The following is a 17,757-nucleotide window of genomic DNA, read 5'->3' as shown; positions in this document are numbered from 1 at the left end:
CCATTTGCTGCCGACTTGTCGGCCCGGCGCAGCGTCCTCGAGACGCGACGCCGGGCAATGCTTTACGCCATCGAAAGCGCCTGCGCCGGCATGGCGCGAACAGGCATCGCGCTGGGCATCCTTACGGCGGGCGCAATCTCGGGTAACGAACGGTGAATGCGCCACCACGTTGCCGTCCCCGCTTTGGGCAGATCATCGAGCAGCACGGTGCGCTTACGCAAGATCCGGTACTGATCGTCGATCGCCGACAAGTAGCGGGCGCTATTGACGAACCCGACGTAATTGTCGTCGCCGTACATCAGATGCGGCTCGAGTTCGCCCGACGGCACGACCTGCCCGTCGCGACTGACCCGCAACTCGCTCGTATAGGTGACCCACCAGGTACAGGACTCTGAGCCGGTCGGCCGCCGCTCGGCCATGATCGACCGATTGTCGAGGTGGCTGACCGAAAGCATGCGGGAGTTGCCTTTGTCGTCGACGACCTGCAGCCGGATGCGATCGGCAAAACGGACCGGATCGCCCCATTTGCACTTCGAACCGACGACCGGCAGTAGCCGCCACTGATAATCGCTCGCAGGATGCTTCCCGACCTCGGATACCTCCGTCGACAAGAGCAGCGGATTGCGGCGGCCTTCAAACCGCCTCACGAAACCCAGAAACAAGGGTTCGCTGCAGTCGCAACTTTCTAAAACGATCGAATCCCCAAAACGCACGACATCGCCGCCCATGTTTAGCCCTCGGTTATTTGATGAATAAACGTGTCGCAACTACGTAAGCACGCAGCGCCGCAAACCCTCGGTACAAGCGACAGGCAGCTCTGCTATCGGCAGGGCGCAGTCAGCCCTCGGTATCGCCGAAATCTTTTGAACTACGAAGCGGCATACAAGGCCGCTAAGTCACTATCGGAGCTTCTCGCGAAATGCAAATTGATAAGGATGGACGACTGGGCGATCTTGGACGGGAAGCGGTCGCCGCGGGTCGGGACGATGAAGTGCCGATTGCCTGCGGCGCATTTGGCTGCGCGCACTACTGCCATTGCCGCCTTGCTTCAAATCGCAATCCATCTTGGGCGCCCCGCATTCAATACTGCAGTTCTTACATGGACTGCTTGGTCGGCAGTCTCACATCGTATTCACATGAACATCCAACGGCGCGTTTTATGTTTAGGAGTTGAGTGAGAATCTAGTGACTAATAGATTCCCTGTCAAGAATGGCCAGGAAAATTTAGAATCCCGGTTCATTACGAAATTTTGCCCGCCGTTATCACATCTTCGATTTTTTCCACCAGGATGCACAACATGTAAAGCGAAAAGCCGCCGGGCAAGCCCCGTCCGGCGGGTGCGACAGCGGGAAACCGCGCGAATCACGGTTTCCGGAAATGGGGACGTTGACAATTGTTATGCTTTGTGACAACCAAATGGCAAGCGATTTAACTGATAGGGATCGATTTATCCTGCTCAAAATAGCCTATGTGCGATTCCTATGGATTCGATAATGCGCGGCGCAATATGGTGGCGTTATGGGGCGATATGGTCGCTTGCTCGACGTGAATAAACGGCTACGGCCGTTACTTCGCGAAAAGTGCGACGGCATGTTGCAATGCAAGAAGCTGCGATAGTCGTCGGCACTGGCAATCGTATCGCGCCGCTCAAGGGCCGCATGTGCGCGAACCATCGCACAAAAGGGGTATGCGCGGCTGGCGGTAGGCCGCATTTTCGCCAATAATGGCCGAATTGCGATCGCAGGACGAGGGCGGCCATGGACTACCACCCCGAAGCCATTCGTACCGTCGCGTTGGTCGGCCACGCCGGGTGCGGCAAGACTTCGCTGATCGAAGCGCTGCTGCATCGCAGCGGAGCGATCCATACGGCCGGCAGCGTCGAGCGCGGCACGACCGTCTGCGATTTCGACGCGCTTGAACGCAGATACCACCATTCGCTCAATTCCGCCGTTACCCACCTCGACTACTGCGGCACGCGCGTCTATCTGGTCGACACGCCCGGCTACCCCGACTTCTGTGGTCTTTCACTGAGCGCGCTCGCGGCAGTTGAAACCGCGGCGATTGTCGTCAACGCGCGTACGGGCATCGAAATGTCGACGCGGCGCATGATGGCGTGGGCGAAAGCGCGCAAGCTTTGCACGGTCATCATCGTGAACGGCATCGACGGCGAGAAAGTCGATTTGCCGGGGCTCGTCGAGCAGATCCAGGAAGCGTTCGGCAAGACCTGCCTGCCAATCAATCTACCCGCGCGACAGGCACAAAGCGTTGTCGATTGTTTCTTCAACCCTTCCGGCGACGCCGATTTCATGAGCGTCCAATCGGCGCACGATGCGCTTGTCGATCAGGTGATCGAACTCGACGCCGATCTGATGGAGCTTTACCTTGGCCAGGGCGAGGCGATCCAGCCCGAGCAACTGCACGCGCCGTTCGAGCAAGCGCTGCGAGAAGGACACCTCGTGCCGATTCTGTTTACGTCCGCTGCGACGGGGGCAGGCATCGCCGAACTGCTGGATGTCATCGTCCGCTTGCTGCCAAATCCGCTCGAAGGCAATCCGCCGCTGTTCTACCGGGACGTCGATGGCCGCAGAGAAACCGTTCAGGCGACACCCGATGCCGACAAGCACGTGCTTGCCCATGTGTTCAAGATCGTGGTGGACCCGTATATCGGCAAGATGGCGGTGATGCGCATTCACCAGGGCACGGTGCGGCGCGATAGTCAGCTTTATATCGGCAGCGCGCGACAGCCCTTTCGCGTGGCGCATCTGATGCTGCTGCAAGGCAAGGATCATGTCGACATCTTCAAGGCGGGACCCGGCGATATTTGTGCCACAGCCAAAGTCGACGAAATCGGCTACGACGCGGTTCTGCATGACGCATCGGAAGACGGCAACATTCACCTCTCGCCATCAGACTTTCCCAATCCCATCTACGCGCTCGCAATCGAACCGGAGCGCCGCGGCAATGAGCAACGTTTGTGGGAAATCCTGCAGAAACTCGCGTCGGAAGACCCTTGTCTGCGCATCGAGCACCCCGTCGGCACCAATGAAACCGTTGTTCGAGGCCTGGGCGAGCTTCACCTTCGGCACATGCTCGAGCGCCTGACCGATCAATACAAGCTCGCGGTCGTCACGCGTCCGCCCAAGATCGCTTACCGCGAAACCATCGGCGCGCCGGCCGAAGGACACCATCGGCACAAGAAACAAACGGGCGGCGCAGGCCAATTCGGTGAAGTCATGCTGCGCGTCGAACCGCTGCCGCGCGGGGCCGGGTATGAATTCGTCGATGCGGTCAAGGGCGGCGCGATTCCGGGGCAATTCATGCCCGCCGTCGAAAAGGGCATTCTTCAGGTCATCGAAAGCGGCCCGCTCGCCGGTTTTCCTATGCAGGACGTTCGAGTGACCGTGTATGACGGCAAGCACCACGCGGTCGATTCGAAGGAAGTGGCGTTTGTCGTCGCCGGGCGTAAAGCGTTCATCGACGCCGTCTTGAAGGCGCAGCCGATCTTGCTCGAGCCGATCGTCGAACTCGAAGTCACGGCGCCCGATGCCGCGATGGGCGACATCATCGGCGACTTGTCGTCGCGGCGCGCCCAGGTTCACGGCTCACGCACGCTTGGCGCTCACATGGTGGTCGTGACGGCGAAGGCGCCCCTGTCCGAACTCACCGAGTATCAGTCTCGCTTGAACGCCATGGCCGGCGGCGACGGCAATTACAGCATCGAGCTCAGTCATTACGATCCCGTGCCGCCGAGTCAGCAGGACAAGCTCGCAGCACAGTATCGGCGGCAAGACGAAGACGCCGGCCGATGAACCCGGCATCGCGTCGATTTCAATAAGGACAGGCGAGGAGACGCCGCGCGCCTGCGCATACCGTGCGCCATGCATACATTCATCTGCGGTATTTCGCCGCGCGATGAATGAGAACTGTTTGCATTTGCTTGCATTTCTCCCCTCGCTGGGTAAAATCCGATCCTTTGCGCGTCCCGCGTAGACACAAAGAGGAATTTCGATGAGGTACGGACCGGTTGCCCAGAGGGCGATGCGTACGAAAGTTCATCCCCTGGCGCTTGGCGCGGCCGTTGTTTGGAGCGCCTTCGTCTCATGTGCGGCCTTGGCCGCGGGCTCGCCCGATGCCCTTCCTCAAGCGCCCGAAGCGAGTTCGGGCATGCAGGCCGAACCCTCGACGGAATCGCCGGGCTTGGCCACGCGGCAGAACCTGCTCGGCGATTTGGGCGGCCTGCGCCCTTGGCTCGGCAGATACGGCGCGACGTTTCAAATGACTGAGACGAGCGAATACCTCTACAACCTGCGTGGGGGCCTGGCGCGCGGTGGCGCCTACGACGGGTTGACGACGATGACGCTCGGCATCGACACCGAAAAGGCTTTCGGCCTGCCGGGCGGCACCTTCAATGTCAGCGGCTTGCAGATTCACGGCCGCAATCTGAGCCAATACAACCTCGGAACGTTGAACACCGCAAGCGGCATCGAGGCCGACGACACGACGCGCTTATGGGAACTTTGGTACCAGCAGTCGATGTTCGACAACCGCATGGATATCAAGGTCGGGCAGCAAAGCCTCGATCAGGAATTCATGGTCAGCTCGTACGCGAATACGTTCGTCAATACGATGTTCGGTTGGGCCGGCGTGCCCTCTTACGACATGCCGGCAGGCGGCCCGGCCTATCCGCTTTCGGCGCTCGGGGTACGCGTGCGCGGGCAGATCACGCCCTCGCTGACCGCGCTGGCCGGCGTGTTCGACGGCAACCCGGCCCCCGGTGCAGGCGACCCGCAAAGGCTGAACGGCAGCGGTACGACGTTCAATCTGCACGGCGGCGCGCTGTATATCGGCGAATTGCAGTACGCGATCAATCAGCAGAGCGAAGGCCAGCCGGCCGGCAGTGCGACGAAAGGCGGCCTGCCGGGCACGTATAAAGTCGGCATCTGGTACAACAATGCGCGGTTTGCGGATCAACGCTTCGACAACACAGGCCTTTCGCTGGCCGATGCTGCCTCGACCGGCATCGCAGCACGACATCGTGGCGATTACAGCTTCTACGCTGTCGCCGATCAAACGATCTGGCGCCCCAACGCGAACGAGCCGCGCAGCATCGGCGTGTTCGCCCGCGTGATGGGCGCCCCCGGCGATCGCAATCTCGTCAGCGTCAGCGCGAATGTCGGCGTCGTCATGAAGGCCCCTTTCAAAGGCCGCGACAATGACAGCGTCGGCCTCGCCCTCGCCTACATCAAGGTCGGAAACCATGCGAGCGCGCTCGATGCCGACGGCGGCCATGTCGTGCGCGGCAGCGAAACCGCACTTGAAGCGACCTACCAGTACCAGGTCACCCCGTGGTGGGTGCTGCAAGGCGACGCGCAATACACATTCAACGCCGGTGCCGGGCAAAACCCGAACGACCCGACGCAATCATTGCGCAATACGTTCGTAGTCGGCGCGCGGACGACGATTACCTTTTGACGCTTAAGCTTCGGTAAAAGGAGTGTTGACCCAACGGCGATTGTGCGCGTGAGCGCAGACGACGAGGATGCATTCATCTCTCTCAGGCGTCGAACGATTCAAACGTTCGATCGAACGGAAATGGACAGCACCTTTGCACGCGCCGGTCGCCCTCCGATTTTGGAATCCCTTGCGGGCGCCGCGATTCTGGCCGTAGGGATGGGCTTCGGGCGGTTTGCCTTTACGGGCATGTATCCGCTGATGGTGAAAGAAGCGGTCATGAGCGTCTCAACAGGGTCGCTCGCCGCGTCAGCCAATTACGCCGGCTATCTTGTCGGCGCGTTGGCAATGAGTGGCGTGAACGAACGGCACGCAGCGCGCCTGAGCCGGGGCGCGCTGGTTGGAACAGTCGCGTCTCTTGCCGTGCTGGCCATTCATCCGACGGTAACGCTCTTGATAGGCACACGGTTTCTGGCTGGCCTCGTCAGTGCCGTATCGCTCGTTGCCGCCTCCGTGTGGCTGCTTCAGACGATGAATCATCAGCACGGCGCTCCCATTCTGTACGCAGGCGTGGGCGTCGGCATCGCTGCTTCCGGCCAACTCATCGCTATCGGAGAGGCGGCCCATGTCGGCTCGCCGGCGTTATGGCTGCTACTGGCAGCAGCAGCGTTCGTGCTCTCCGCGCTTGCATGGCCGATAACGTTGCACACCGCGCCGTTGCCCGACGAGCAAACGCAGCGGACTTCGCCCTCGCATCGAAGCGTCCGTCCGAACATCGGGCCGTGGACGCTTGTCGTGATCTATGGGTTTGCCGGCCTGGGCTACATTGTCACGGCCACGTACCTGCCATTACTCATCAAGACCACGGCGTCGCACTTGAGCGCCCCTTACGTCTGGGCATGTTTCGGGCTGGCTGCCGTGCCCTCCTGCTTTCTGTGGCACGAACTGCACCAGCGTTGCGGAAGCCGTCTCTCGCTGGCCGTGAATCTGCTGGTACAAGCGATCGGCGTAGTGTTGCCCGTTTTCAGTCATGCACCGTCGGCATTCCTCGGCAGCGCCGTGCTGGTCGGCGGCACCTTCGTCGGCACCGTTACGATCATCATGCCGGCGGCGAAACGCGTGGCGCACGTCGTCCATTTCAACCTGATGGCTGCACTCACGGCTGCCTATGGCGTCGGCCAGATCGTTGGACCACTGCTGTCGGATCGGCTGGTCGAACGCACGCACTCGTTCGATCAACCCCTCGCGGCCGCCGGCGCCGCGCTCGTCGCGGCCGCGTTGGTTTGCGTCGTGCGACGCTCGGCGTGAGCGCCCGTCAATCGCGCGTCCTCGGTTAATGCATCTGCGATCGAATCGCGCACGCAATCAATCCAGGTTCGGATCTTGGCGTCGACATACTGACGCGATGCATAGATCGCATAGATATTCAGCGTTTGCAGATGATAGTCGGGCAACACACGCACCAGCGTCCCGGCTCGCAGCGCGGCGCGTGCCGCCAGCGTAGGCAGCGCCCCGATGCCCATCCCTTCATGAAGGGCTACAGCCATTGCATCGGGCACGTTGACCTTGAAGCGATGCCTGGGCAACGGCACGTCGTGCTCTCCGTCCGGTCCGATCAAGCGCCAATGGTCGGCAGGAAACACGGGCAACGCCACCTGCAAGCGCATATGTTGCGCGAGATCGTCGATGGTATTGGGCGTGCCATGTTCTTCCAGATACGCCGGCGAAGCGCACAGCACGCCGCGCACCGCGCCCAGTTGATGGCTGATGTAGTTCGAATCGGGCAATGGCCCAGGGGAAACGCGCAACGCGACGTCGTATCCTTCTTCAAGCAGGTCCGGCACGTTTTGCGACAACGTCAGATCGACCGCCACGTCGGGATACCGACGCTGATAGGCCGCGACGGCGGGCACGACATAGTTCTGGCCGATGCTCGCCATCGCATGGACGCGCAACGTGCCGGAAGCCGTCGCGTGCGCCTGCGAAGCTTCGGCCTCCGCCTCCTCGATCGATGCCAGGATGTCACGGCAACGGTTCAGATACCGTTCGCCCGCTTCCGTCAACGCGAGACGGCGCGTCGTTCGATTGAGCAGCCGCGTACGTAGACGCGCTTCCAGCTCCGAAATCATGCGCGAGACGTAGCCGGTCGTCGCATCCAGTTCCAATGCGGCTGCCGTAAAACTGCCCGCCTCGGCCACTGCGATGAAGATCTTCATGCTGCGCACCGCATCCATGCGTCATGCCTCCGGTTTCTGGTTCGACGGGCCGCCCGGAGGGCGGCTGTATCACCGGAGTATGCGCCAAGACAATGGGCGGTGCTGTCGGCTGTGGACTCAGCTACGGCCCGCGCCGGGCGGCCGCGCTGAGCACGGCACAACCGATCAAAAGCGCGGAGGTGGCGAAGAAGACATACCGCATGCCGAAGTGGACCCCGATGGCCGCGCCGAGCAGCGGGCCGACGACCTGGCCCGCGTATTGTGCCGACTGCAAATACCCCAGCATCTTGCCCGACGAGCGTTCGTCCACGGTCTGCCGCACGAGCTTCGCGATCGAAGGCAGCAAGCCCGCGAGCGTCATGCCCATCACGCCGCGCAACGCTGCGAGTTGCCACCAGTGCGTGACGAACGCCTGCGGAATCATGGCGACCGCCGTTCCGACGAGGCAACCGATGATCACCTTCCATGGGCCGATGCGATCGGCCAGTGCTCCGAGCCGCGCGGCCATCACCATGCTCCCGAACGCAGAACAGGCCATGACGACGCCTGCCACCGTCGCGAGCCGATGAGCGTCGACGTCGAGCTCGGCGATATAGACGGTGATGATCGGCTCGATCGACATGTTGGCCAGCAAGACCATCATGGCAGTCAAAAAAAGCACGGCTAGCGCAAAGTAGCTGCGCCTGCCGCCCGATACGCCAGCCCAGGCGCCACGCCGCGCCCGCACCGAATGATTCGGCGGCAGGCTGAAATCTTCGCGTACCAGCGTAATAGTCAGCAGCGCAGCGACCGCGATCATGGCGCCGGCCGCGAAGAATGCACCACGAATGCCGATCAGATCTGGCAGGATGCCGCCGATCAGCGGTCCCACCAGATTGCCGGCCAGTACGCCCGTCGACAGCATGCCCAACGCCCAGCCGGACCGTTCGGGCGGCGCCTGCGTGCCGATCATGACGATTGAAGCCGAGGCATAGCCGCCGATCAGTCCCGCGGCGAATCGCAGTGCAACGAGTTCATAGACGTTTTGCGCGAGACCGATCGTCGACATCACGACCGCCATCCCGACGGCCGCACGCACGAGCATCGGCTTGCGCCCGTATCGATCGGCGAGCTGCCCCCAAATGGGGGCTGTCAGCGCCGTCCCCAGAAAGGTCACGCCGAACGCGACCCCCGACCATTGCACGACGGCTGAGGTCGAATCAACGCCAAGCTGCCGCACGTAGAGCGGAAGAAACGGCAGCAGCATGCTGAGACTGACCAGCGTCGTGAACGATCCGAACACGCAGATCGCAAGGTTGGTGCGCCAGTAGCGCTCGTTGCGTGCAGCGTAGGTGGGCGGCGCGGCGGTTGCCGATGCGGGTAATGCGGTGGCGAGGTTGTCCATGTCGCCCTCTCGAAGAATCGATAGCGGATGGAGCACGATTTTAGGAATGCGCAGGCGTTGCCGCGCGCGGGGGGCAGTCAACAGACTGTTGACCAATCGAAGCACAAAGCCATTTGTTCTTGCGACGCAAGACTGTTTATCCCCTGAGGTTCTCCGAAGTGCGGGCCGATACGCCTACAGTTCGTGCCATCGGATCAGCGATTCGAACGGCCAATCAGGCTGAGACCCATTCAACTTCGAGGCACATCATGAGCACATCCAAAGTCGTCATCGTCACCGGCGCATCGCAAGGCATTGGAGCCGCGACCGTCCAGGCATTCCTCGCGCGCGGCCATCGCGTCGTGGCGAACGCCCGTTCGATCGCAGCGTCGGACCATCCCAATCTGGCGACCGTCGCCGGCGACATTGGCGATGCGCAGACGGCCAAGCGGATCGCGGAAACGGCGCTCGAGCGTTTTGGACGCATCGATACACTCGTCAACAACGCAGGCATCTTCATCGCCAAGCCGTTCACGCAGTACACGAGCGATGAATATGAAGCCATCAACGGGGTCAACCTCGACGGCTTCTTCCATATCACGCAGCGCGCGATCGCCGCCATGGAACAGCAAGGCAGCGGCCACGTCGTGACGATCACGACCAGCCTCGTCGATCATGCGAACAGCAACGTGCCTTCGGTGCTCGCCTCGTTGACCAAGGGTGGCTTGAATGCTGCGACGAAGTCGCTCGCGATCGAATACGCGAAGGCCGGCATTCGAGTGAACGCCGTCTCGCCCGGGATCATCAAATCGCCGATGCATGCGCCGCAAACCCACGAGACGCTCGCATCCTTACACCCGGTGGGCCGGATGGGCGAAATGAGTGATATCGTCGACGCGATCCTGTATCTCGACGCCGCGTCGTTCGTGACCGGCGAAATCCTGCACGTCGACGGCGGGCAGAGCGCCGGTCATTGATTCGGGAAGGTCCTTAAGAAGGCACGAGCACGGGCGGGGCAGCGTCCCGCCCGTTTCAATGAACCCGGTACGTTTGGAGAACATCATGCCCATCGTTACGATCCAGATCACACGCGAAGGCACCCGCCCGGGCGCTGATGCAATCACGGCAGACGAGAAGGCCCAACTCATCGAAGGCGCCAGCCGCCTGATGCTCGACGTGCTTGGAAAGCCGCTCGAATCGACGTTCGTGGTGATCGAGGAAGTCGAACTCGAGAACTGGGGCTGGGGCGGCTTGCCAGTCGCTGCCTATCGCAAGCAGCGGGCCGCGAAGACGTAAGACGACCTGATAAGACGGACGGTTCGCTCCCGGCCTGTTCGACACCCTACCCGCGCAGCTTCTCGACTAGGAAATCGACGAAGCTGCGCACGCGCGACGAGAGGTGCCGACCGTGCGGATACAGCAGCACGAACGGCCTCGAACAGCCACCGTAGGGCGCCAGCACTTCCTCCAGCGCGCCGTCGGCGAGTTCACGTTCGACGATGAAACGATAGGTTTGAAACAGGCCCGCCCCGTGACGCGCGAGCGTCACGCCCGCCAGCACGTCGCCCGATGTTGCGTACGCGCCGTGGGTTGCGACTTGCGTCGTCTCGTCCCCTTGCCTGAACAGCCACGGGATGGGACGTCCATTGCTCGGGAGTTCGAACTGTATGCAATCGTGATGCGCCAAATCGTCTAACGAGTCCGGCCGCCCTGCGCGATGCAGATAGCCGGGCGAAGCGACGACGACCAGCTCTGCGTCCTCGAGCTTTCTCGCAATGAGTCCCGAGTCTCGCGGCGCGCGCCCGCGGATGGCAAGATCGAAGCCATCTTCCGCGAAGTCGATGTTTCGATTGCTCAAATGCGTTTCGATCGTGACCTGCGGATAGCGCTCGCGAAACGCCGCTAAAAGCGGCAATACGCGGTAATGCCCGTAAGGCGTCGGCATGCTGATACGCAACACGCCAGCAGGCGTCGTTTGCTGCCCCGTCGCTTCGCGTTCGGCTTCGGCCAGTTGCTGCAGCGCTTGTCTGCATTGCTCGAAGTACCGGCGCCCCGCATCTGTCAAATTGATTTGACGTGTCGTCCTGACGAACAGGCGTGCGCCAAGCCGCGCTTCCAGGCGCGCAACGGAACGGCTGACCGCAGCCGGATTCACGCCGGCCGCCGTCGCTGCAACCGTAAAGCTTTGCGATTCGGCAGCCAGACAAAACAGTTCGATGCTGCCGAGAAGGAGATCTCCGAATTGGCGCTGCATGGGGCGTCGTCATCTATCGGTGGCGTTGATGAGCCCATAAGAATACGGCATGAAGTCGCCCCCGGGTGCGGCACTGAGCCAGGCCAGGCTGGCCACGTTGAACCGGGCGGCCCGGATTGGCCGGCCTTCGCGCAACCGGTGCATCCGTTTGCCCCGCCCGTACGTATTACTGTCGACTGCCACTAACTTCGAAGGAACCACCATGCGCACAGCAACACGACGGCTCGGCATCGTCACGGCATTGGTCATCGCCGCGGCCGGGGCAATGTCGGTCGCCAGCAGAGCCGACGACGTGAGCCATCTCGCCGCGGTCCACGGGACGGCGCCCGAATTTGCCGGCATCGATCATTGGCTGAACAGCCCGCCGCTCACGATGCGCGAATTGCGCGGCAAGGTCGTGCTCGTCGATTTCTGGACTTATGGTTGTATCAATTGCTTCCATACCCTGCCCCACGTCAACGACTGGGATCAGCGCTATCGCGGCAAAGGCCTGGCCATCATCGGCGTTCATACGCCCGAGTTTCCCAACGAGCATGTCACTGCGAACGTAAAGGATGCAATCGCGCGATACGGTATTCATTTTCCTGTCGCGCAAGACAATGAATATGCCACCTGGAATGCGTATGGCAACCAGTATTGGCCCGCATTTTATCTGATCGATAAGAAAGGGCACGTCGTCTATACGCATGTCGGCGAAGGCGACTATGAGCAGACGGAAGCGTGGATCGAGAAACTGCTGGCCGAAAAGGACTGACACGAAACCTGTTCGCCCCGGTCAGTCGGCGTGAGAAGGGTTGTTGGCGCTTCGACCCCTTGCGCAGCAACGTACGAAGCGCCACCCGGATGCCCCACTGTGCCGTCCGACCGCGCTCTTGATCATGAACGCGATTGCGATATTGACCATCCGCCCCCATCGATATTGACCGAGGCGATCGAGCGGCGGTCGACGTCCGACATCCGACATTCGCCTCTCGGTTCGCCAAAGACAGGGCCGGTGTTGAACACGGCGCCGCCCTGTCGCATCGGGCGTTCGCATCCTATCCTTCCAGCGAGTTCCCGCCTCGCGACGTCGCCGGACAGCATGCGCGGTCACCCATAGGAATAAAGTGCCGCGCCGTTTCGTTGTTCCGTTGTGAGGGATCGACCGCATGACTGTCATCGGCCGCCCCTCAGCCTGCGACGCCTCCCAGGCGTCGCGATCGCTCAGAACCTGGAGGTTGAGATGAAACGGCAAAAAACCCTATCGGCGCTATTGGTGATGATCGCGCTCGCACTGTCTTCGTTCTCGGCATCGGGATGCTCGTCGCCGAACGATACGACCGGCTCGTCCAGTAGCAGCGGCGGCAGCGGCGGATATTGACAGGTGCGGTAGCAACATGACGTTTGTGTGACGTTCGAAGCCGAGGTGATTCTGGGGCTTGCTCCATTGCGTCGCTACGCACGCGCGCTGACGGGCGACCCGGCATGGGCCGACGATCTTGTCCAAGATACGGCGGAGCGGGCGCTTGCGCGTGTCGGGGCCTTCCGGCAGGGAACGAATGTCCGTGCGTGGCTGTTCACGATCCTGCGGCACATCTACATCGATCAGTTTCGCGCGAGGCGCGAAATTGCCTGCGACGACGACACCGCACCCTGGCACAACATGGAAGCGCCGCGAGAAGTCGTCGACGGACTCGTACTGCGGGATCTGCAGCGTGCGCTTTACCATCTGCCGCTGGAGCAACGCGAGGTGTTGCTGCTCGTGGGCGTGGAAGAACTCAGCTATCAGGAAGCGGCGTCCGTGCTGGGCGTGCCGATCGGCACGGTCATGTCGCGGCTGTCGCGTGCGCGCGAACATTTGCGACTGCTTCTCGGCGGGGAAGCGGCGCACAAGCATGCACCGTTGAAAGTCGTGAGAAAGACGCCATGAAGGACGCGAGTAACGAAGCCGGGCCGCTGCCGCCCATCGATGCGACCACGCTCGGCGCCTACATCGACGGCGAGCTGCCCGACGCGCAGCGAGCGGCCGTGCAAGCCCATCTGGCCCAGGACGAAGAGGCGAGTGCCCGCGTCAGTGCATGGCGTGCGCAACGAGCGGCACTGCAAGCGTTATGTGCCGCGACAGACGTGGAGCGCCGCTCTTACATCGTGCTGCGCCCACGGGCTTCCTGGCCTCGCCGTTTCGCATCGGCCGCGTGCTGGCTGCTGACCGCGGGGGCCGTCGGGCTCGTATCAGTCGCGGTGGAAAGGTACGTTGCGCCGTCGGCGGCGCCGGCAGCCTTCGCAAGGCGCGCCGATATCGCCTATGCCGTCTACGCCCCGGAAGCGCGACATCCCGTCGAGGTCGCGGCCAGCGACGAGCCGCATCTGGTCGCCTGGCTTTCCAAACGGATCGAGCGCAAGGTGTCTCCACCATCGCTGCTCGAATACGGGTATGCGCTCGTCGGGGGGCGGCTGCTGCCGGGCGACGGCTCGAGTCCCGCCGCGCAGTTCATGTATCAGAATCAGGCGGGCACGCGTTTGACGCTTTACGTTACGCGTGCCTCATTCGATGAAACGCCGGTCCGGCTATTGCATACGGGTGATCGCAGCACGCTGTATTGGGTCGCTCAACGAACCGCTTATGCGCTCTCGGGCACGATACCGGAACCGAAGCTGCGCGCGATCGCCGTCGACGTGTGCAGCGAACTGGGCGGAAAACCCGAAGCATGGCGATAGCGCGGTGGATCCAGGGGCTGCCTGTGGGCGATTGTGAGCGACCAGGCGCGGTGGTCATCGATGTACCGCGTAGGTGGCGGCCGATGTCATCGAGGCGAAGAGGACCTGGATGCGGCTGACGAAGCCGAGCGCAGTCCCGCCACGGCAACCGTCAGTCCACTCCCGTCCACGTTGTTGCGCAGCGACAGCTGCGCGCCATGTCTGCTTGCTATGCGCGAAGCGATCGCGAGCCCGAGCCCGCTGCCCTCGCCCTGTGTCTGAGCGCCGCGATAAAAGCGGTCGCAAACTCTCGGGAGGTCGGCCTCGGGAACGCCCGGGCCTGTATCTCTGACCTCGAAGCCGACGAGCGGGCCATCACGGCGCAACACGAGATCGACCCGCCCACCCACCGGCGTATGGCGAATCGCATTGTCGATCAGGTTACTGAGGAGTACTGACAATCCGTCCGGGTCGCCGTATGCGTCAAATCCGGCGTCATCGGTCACCTCCGAAGCGAGCTCGAGGCCGAGGTCGATCGACCGGGCTTCCGCTATCAGCGAAAAATCGCTCACGGCCTGCTCGGCCAGCCGCCGCAGTGGCACGCGTGCCAACGAAATCATGGGCTCGGCGTCTTCCCGCGCCAGCGCAAGCAGTTGCTGCACGAGCCGAATGATGCGATTGAGCCGCTCTTCGATCCGCGCCAGCGTCGCTCCCTCGGCCTTCAGTGAACCGTCGCGCTCGGCGGCTTGCAGTTGAAGCTTGAGCGCGGCCAGCGGCGAACGCAATTCGTGGGCCGCGTCGGCAACGAATGTTCGTTGTGCGTTCGATGCCGTCTTGAGGCGCTGCAACAGGTCGTTCAACGCCTCGACGAGCGGCGCGATCTCCACTGGAACGTCGCGTTCAAGCGACAGGGGCTCGAGCGCTTCGAGCGAACGCGTCGACAGCGCCCGCGAAAGCGAGCGGATCGGCACCAGCGCGCGTGCGACAACGAACAGCACGAGCGCCACGGTCAGCGGCAACAACAGGCCGAGCGGCCAGAGCGTGCGCAGCGCAAGACGAATCGCCAGGGCTTCGCGCACCGCGACAGGTTGCGCAACCTGGATGAACCGATCGGGCTGCCGAAGGCCGTATACGCGCCAATGCTTTTCGCCGCGCTCGATGGTGCGGAACCCTTCGGTCAGGCGTTCGATACCCGGTGCTTGCTCAGAGCGATAGATGCTCTGCCCTTTCGCATCCCACACTTCGATCGCGATGCGATCATCCGAGATTTCCTGCGACTCGGCCGGCCCGTGCGTCAACGCCCCCGTTCCTACGAGCGTCGGCGGCACCGAAAGCGCGACGGCGCGTAGTTCGTAGTCGAACAGTTCGTTCGCTTCTTCGTGGCCGGTGCGAAAAATGCCGTAGCCGGCCGCGGCCGATGCCGCGACGAACCCGAAGATCAGCCAGCCCAGCAGCCAGCGACGGATCGATGTCATTCGACGCGTCTCAAGCGATAACCGACGCCGCGCACCGTTACGATCTGCTCCGCGCCAATCTTGCGGCGCAAACTGTGGATATGGACTTCGACGGCGTTGCTGCCGATTTCTTCACCCCAGCCGTACAGCTTCTCCTCGAGTTCGGCCCGCGTGTGCACACGCTTCGGTGCTTCGATCAGCGCACGCAATAGTGCAAATTCGCGTGGCACGAGCGGCACCAGCTCGCCGTCTTTCGTCACTTCGTGAGCCGCGGGATCGAGCGTCAGCTCGCCATGCGTATAGACGGGCTGCTTCTGGCCCGTGCGTCGACGCAGCAACGCACGCACGCGCGCGCTCAACTCGTCGAGATCGAATGGTTTCACGAGGTAATCGTCTGCGCCCGTATCGAGCCCGCGCACGCGTTCGTCCACCGCATCGCGCGCCGTCAGAATGATGACGGGCGCTGCGCCGCCTGCATCGCGATAGGCTCGCAGCACGGCGATTCCGTCCTTCTTCGGTAGGCCGAGATCGAGCAGCACGAGATCATAAACGCCATTATCGAGCGACAGTTCGGCGCTGCGACCGTCCTGGGCCCAGTCGATCGCGTAGCCGGCTCGCCGCATCGTATCCAGCACGGGTTCGGCGATCATCCGATCGTCTTCGACCAACAGCAAACGCATGATTCGTCCATTTCACAGTAGCCAAGCGCGCCGCAGCATGACACAGTGCGCCTTAACGCAGCCTTAAGCGGTGCTACGCCGTGCAATGACGTGACGCCGCGGCGGCGCTCAAACGGCGATGACGCAGTTGCGGCCGTGCGTCTTCGCGCGCTTCAAGCGCTCTTCCGCTGTGCGCATGATAGCGTCGCTCGCGGAGCCGTCCGCCCCGAACTGCGCAATGCCGATACTGGCGGTCACCGAGAAGCGCTCGTCGCTGCCCTCGAAGCGTAGTGACTGGATCGATGCGCGAATGCGCTCGCCGATCATCAGCGCGCCATCGAGTGCAGCGCCGGGCAATATGACCATGAACTCGCCACCGCCCACGCGCGCAATGCCCTGATAAGGGCGCATCGCTTCAATGCACGCGGCCGTGACGGATTTCAGAATATCGTCGCCCACCTTCTCGCCGAACCGCTCGTTGATTCGTTTCAGGTTGTCGATATCGACGGCCAGCAACGCAAACGGCGCGCCGTCTCGCCGCGCGGCACCGATTTCGATTTCCAGACGTTCGATGAACGTGCGCCGGTTCGTCGCTCCCGTCAAAGGATCGACCGCCGCCAGCGATTCGAGCTTTTGGTTGCTGCGTTGCAGCTCCTGCAGTGCGCCAGCCGTGCGCGCCATTTCCTGCCGCAACCGGGCCAGCAGATCGGCCTGACTGTAAATGGTCGAGAACGAGCGCGTCGTGTGAAACGCCTGAACGATCCCGTAACTGAGCAGAAAAAAACCGCCCGCGAAGATGGCATGGGCGAGCCACCACATGTGGTTCCAAGGTTTGCCGAGGATGAAGGCGAGCGACGACAAAGCGAACGCCATCACGGAGATCCCGAAGATCTGCATCAGCGGCGATCGGATCCTTCGGGCAATCAAACATACGACGTTGAGCAGCGAAATCACCATCGCGCCGCCTTCGAGCGAAAGCCGAACCCCGAGAGAACCGGCGATCGACGAACTGGCGAGTACGGCCACGAGCAGATCGATCACGATAAACGCGACGAACCACATGCCCCACAGCCAACGATCGGCACGGCGTTCAACCGAATCGGCGCTCGCTTCGTATGAGAGCAGGCCGATGAACAGCAAGACCGACATCACGAAACGCGAGGCCGGGCCATACAGCAGAAACAGCCACATGTGTTGATGCGCAAGCGGCGTGAAGGCGCCGTGCAACGCATAGATCAGCACGAAGCCCGTGAAGCCGAGCGTCATCCACCGCAGAATCGGCTCACCCGAGAGGCAGTAGCACCGCCACGCCACATAGCTGACGAACGCACCCTCGAGCGTGGCAGCCGCGATGGCGAACTCGTGGAACGAGTGACTTTCGAACAGCAGGTGCGGATCTTGGAAGTAGTAGAGATAGGCGATCAGGTAGGCCGGCAGCAACGCGAAGGCCGCCAGCAGAAGGTTCGCGTACCAACCGGTGATTCGGCGCACTGACTGCGGGGTGTCGTCCGGCGGTGTCGTCGTCGTTGTTGTGCTCATCGCTTGTCTCCACGCAGAGTGAATCGGCACGCATGCGCATTCTACGAAAGAATCGCGCCCAGTACGAGTCGGTGCTATCGCTTCATGCAAGCCGTCATGGTTCGATGTCGGCCAGCGTGCGGAGCAGACCAGTGTGCACCGCGC

The 17,757-nt window shown here is 62.2% G+C and carries 16 protein-coding genes; 9 read left to right on the top strand and 7 right to left on the bottom strand.

What is annotated here, in order from left to right:
* Positions 1-62 precede the first annotated feature (62 nt).
* Positions 63-728 (bottom strand): hypothetical protein, encoded by a 666-nt coding sequence (locus C0Z19_RS01730; protein WP_102608044.1) that lies wholly within the window; start codon positions 726-728, stop codon positions 63-65.
* Positions 729-1,758: 1,030 nt separating this feature from the next.
* On the opposite strand from C0Z19_RS01730, the gene fusA reads away from it, so the two are divergent.
* The 3 genes from fusA (at position 1,759) to C0Z19_RS01715 (ending at position 6,760) form a co-directional block, all read left to right on the top strand.
* On the top strand, positions 1,759-3,810 hold the full coding sequence (gene fusA, locus C0Z19_RS01725; RefSeq protein ID WP_102608043.1) for an elongation factor G: 2,052 nt from the start codon (positions 1,759-1,761) through the stop codon (positions 3,808-3,810).
* Between the two features lie 229 nt (positions 3,811-4,039).
* Positions 4,040-5,473 carry a carbohydrate porin gene (locus C0Z19_RS01720; RefSeq protein ID WP_233195942.1) on the top strand — a complete coding sequence of 478 codons (1,434 nt, stop codon included), beginning with the start codon at positions 4,040-4,042 and terminating at the stop codon, positions 5,471-5,473.
* A gap of 120 nt (positions 5,474-5,593) precedes the next feature.
* Positions 5,594-6,760: a YbfB/YjiJ family MFS transporter gene (locus C0Z19_RS01715; RefSeq protein WP_102608172.1), complete on the top strand. Its 1,167-nt coding sequence runs from the start codon at positions 5,594-5,596 to the stop codon at positions 6,758-6,760.
* Here C0Z19_RS01715 and C0Z19_RS01710 read toward each other — a convergent pair.
* Positions 6,688-7,686 (bottom strand): LysR family transcriptional regulator, encoded by a 999-nt coding sequence (locus C0Z19_RS01710; protein ID WP_102608041.1) that lies wholly within the window; start codon positions 7,684-7,686, stop codon positions 6,688-6,690. The genes C0Z19_RS01715 and C0Z19_RS01710 overlap by 73 nt on opposite strands.
* 103 nt (positions 7,687-7,789) lie before the next feature.
* Entirely contained in the window at positions 7,790-9,052 is a 1,263-nt protein-coding gene (locus C0Z19_RS01705; protein ID WP_102608040.1) for an MFS transporter, read from the bottom strand.
* Between the two features lie 248 nt (positions 9,053-9,300).
* Between C0Z19_RS01705 and C0Z19_RS01700 the strand changes: the two genes are divergently transcribed.
* Both C0Z19_RS01700 and C0Z19_RS01695 read left to right on the top strand, forming a co-directional pair.
* Positions 9,301-10,008, top strand: a complete 708-nt coding sequence (locus tag C0Z19_RS01700) for an SDR family NAD(P)-dependent oxidoreductase (RefSeq protein ID WP_102608039.1) — start codon at positions 9,301-9,303, stop codon at positions 10,006-10,008.
* Between the two features lie 85 nt (positions 10,009-10,093).
* Positions 10,094-10,327, top strand: a complete 234-nt coding sequence (locus C0Z19_RS01695) for a tautomerase family protein (RefSeq protein ID WP_102608171.1) — start codon at positions 10,094-10,096, stop codon at positions 10,325-10,327.
* Positions 10,328-10,373: 46 nt separating this feature from the next.
* Here C0Z19_RS01695 and C0Z19_RS01690 read toward each other — a convergent pair whose 3' ends face one another.
* Entirely contained in the window at positions 10,374-11,285 is a 912-nt protein-coding gene (locus tag C0Z19_RS01690) for a LysR family transcriptional regulator (protein WP_102608038.1), read from the bottom strand.
* A gap of 202 nt (positions 11,286-11,487) precedes the next feature.
* Here C0Z19_RS01690 and C0Z19_RS01685 point away from each other — a divergent pair, with 202 nt between their 5' ends.
* From C0Z19_RS01685 to C0Z19_RS01675, 4 genes are all read left to right on the top strand, one after another.
* Complete coding sequence (locus C0Z19_RS01685) at positions 11,488-12,039, top strand: thioredoxin family protein (RefSeq protein ID WP_102608037.1); 552 nt, start codon at positions 11,488-11,490, stop codon at positions 12,037-12,039.
* Between the two features lie 468 nt (positions 12,040-12,507).
* On the top strand, positions 12,508-12,645 hold the full coding sequence (locus C0Z19_RS28160; RefSeq protein WP_158242933.1) for a hypothetical protein: 138 nt from the start codon (positions 12,508-12,510) through the stop codon (positions 12,643-12,645).
* A 27-nt stretch (positions 12,646-12,672) separates the two neighbouring features.
* Positions 12,673-13,194 carry a sigma-70 family RNA polymerase sigma factor gene (locus tag C0Z19_RS01680; protein ID WP_102608036.1) on the top strand — a complete coding sequence of 174 codons (522 nt, stop codon included), beginning with the start codon at positions 12,673-12,675 and terminating at the stop codon, positions 13,192-13,194.
* Complete coding sequence (locus tag C0Z19_RS01675) at positions 13,191-13,982, top strand: anti-sigma factor family protein (RefSeq protein WP_102608035.1); 792 nt, start codon at positions 13,191-13,193, stop codon at positions 13,980-13,982. Before C0Z19_RS01680 ends, C0Z19_RS01675 begins: the two co-directional genes overlap by 4 nt.
* An 86-nt stretch (positions 13,983-14,068) precedes the next feature.
* Here C0Z19_RS01675 and C0Z19_RS01670 read toward each other — a convergent pair whose 3' ends face one another.
* The 3 genes from C0Z19_RS01670 to C0Z19_RS01660 form a co-directional block, all read right to left on the bottom strand.
* Positions 14,069-15,436 carry an ATP-binding protein gene (locus tag C0Z19_RS01670; protein ID WP_102608034.1) on the bottom strand — a complete coding sequence of 456 codons (1,368 nt, stop codon included), beginning with the start codon at positions 15,434-15,436 and terminating at the stop codon, positions 14,069-14,071.
* Positions 15,433-16,095 carry a response regulator gene (locus C0Z19_RS01665; protein ID WP_102608033.1) on the bottom strand — a complete coding sequence of 221 codons (663 nt, stop codon included), beginning with the start codon at positions 16,093-16,095 and terminating at the stop codon, positions 15,433-15,435. The genes C0Z19_RS01670 and C0Z19_RS01665 overlap by 4 nt, the downstream gene beginning before the upstream one ends.
* A 108-nt stretch (positions 16,096-16,203) precedes the next feature.
* Positions 16,204-17,613, bottom strand: coding sequence for a GGDEF domain-containing protein (locus tag C0Z19_RS01660; protein WP_102608032.1), 1,410 nt, complete (start codon positions 17,611-17,613; stop codon positions 16,204-16,206).
* Positions 17,614-17,757: the final 144 nt, after the last annotated feature.

The organism is Trinickia soli (genome assembly GCF_002879855.1).
Lineage (GTDB): Bacteria > Pseudomonadota > Gammaproteobacteria > Burkholderiales > Burkholderiaceae > Trinickia > Trinickia soli.
Note: the sequence above shows the minus strand (reverse complement) of the source record. Positions and strands in the feature narration are given on the sequence as shown.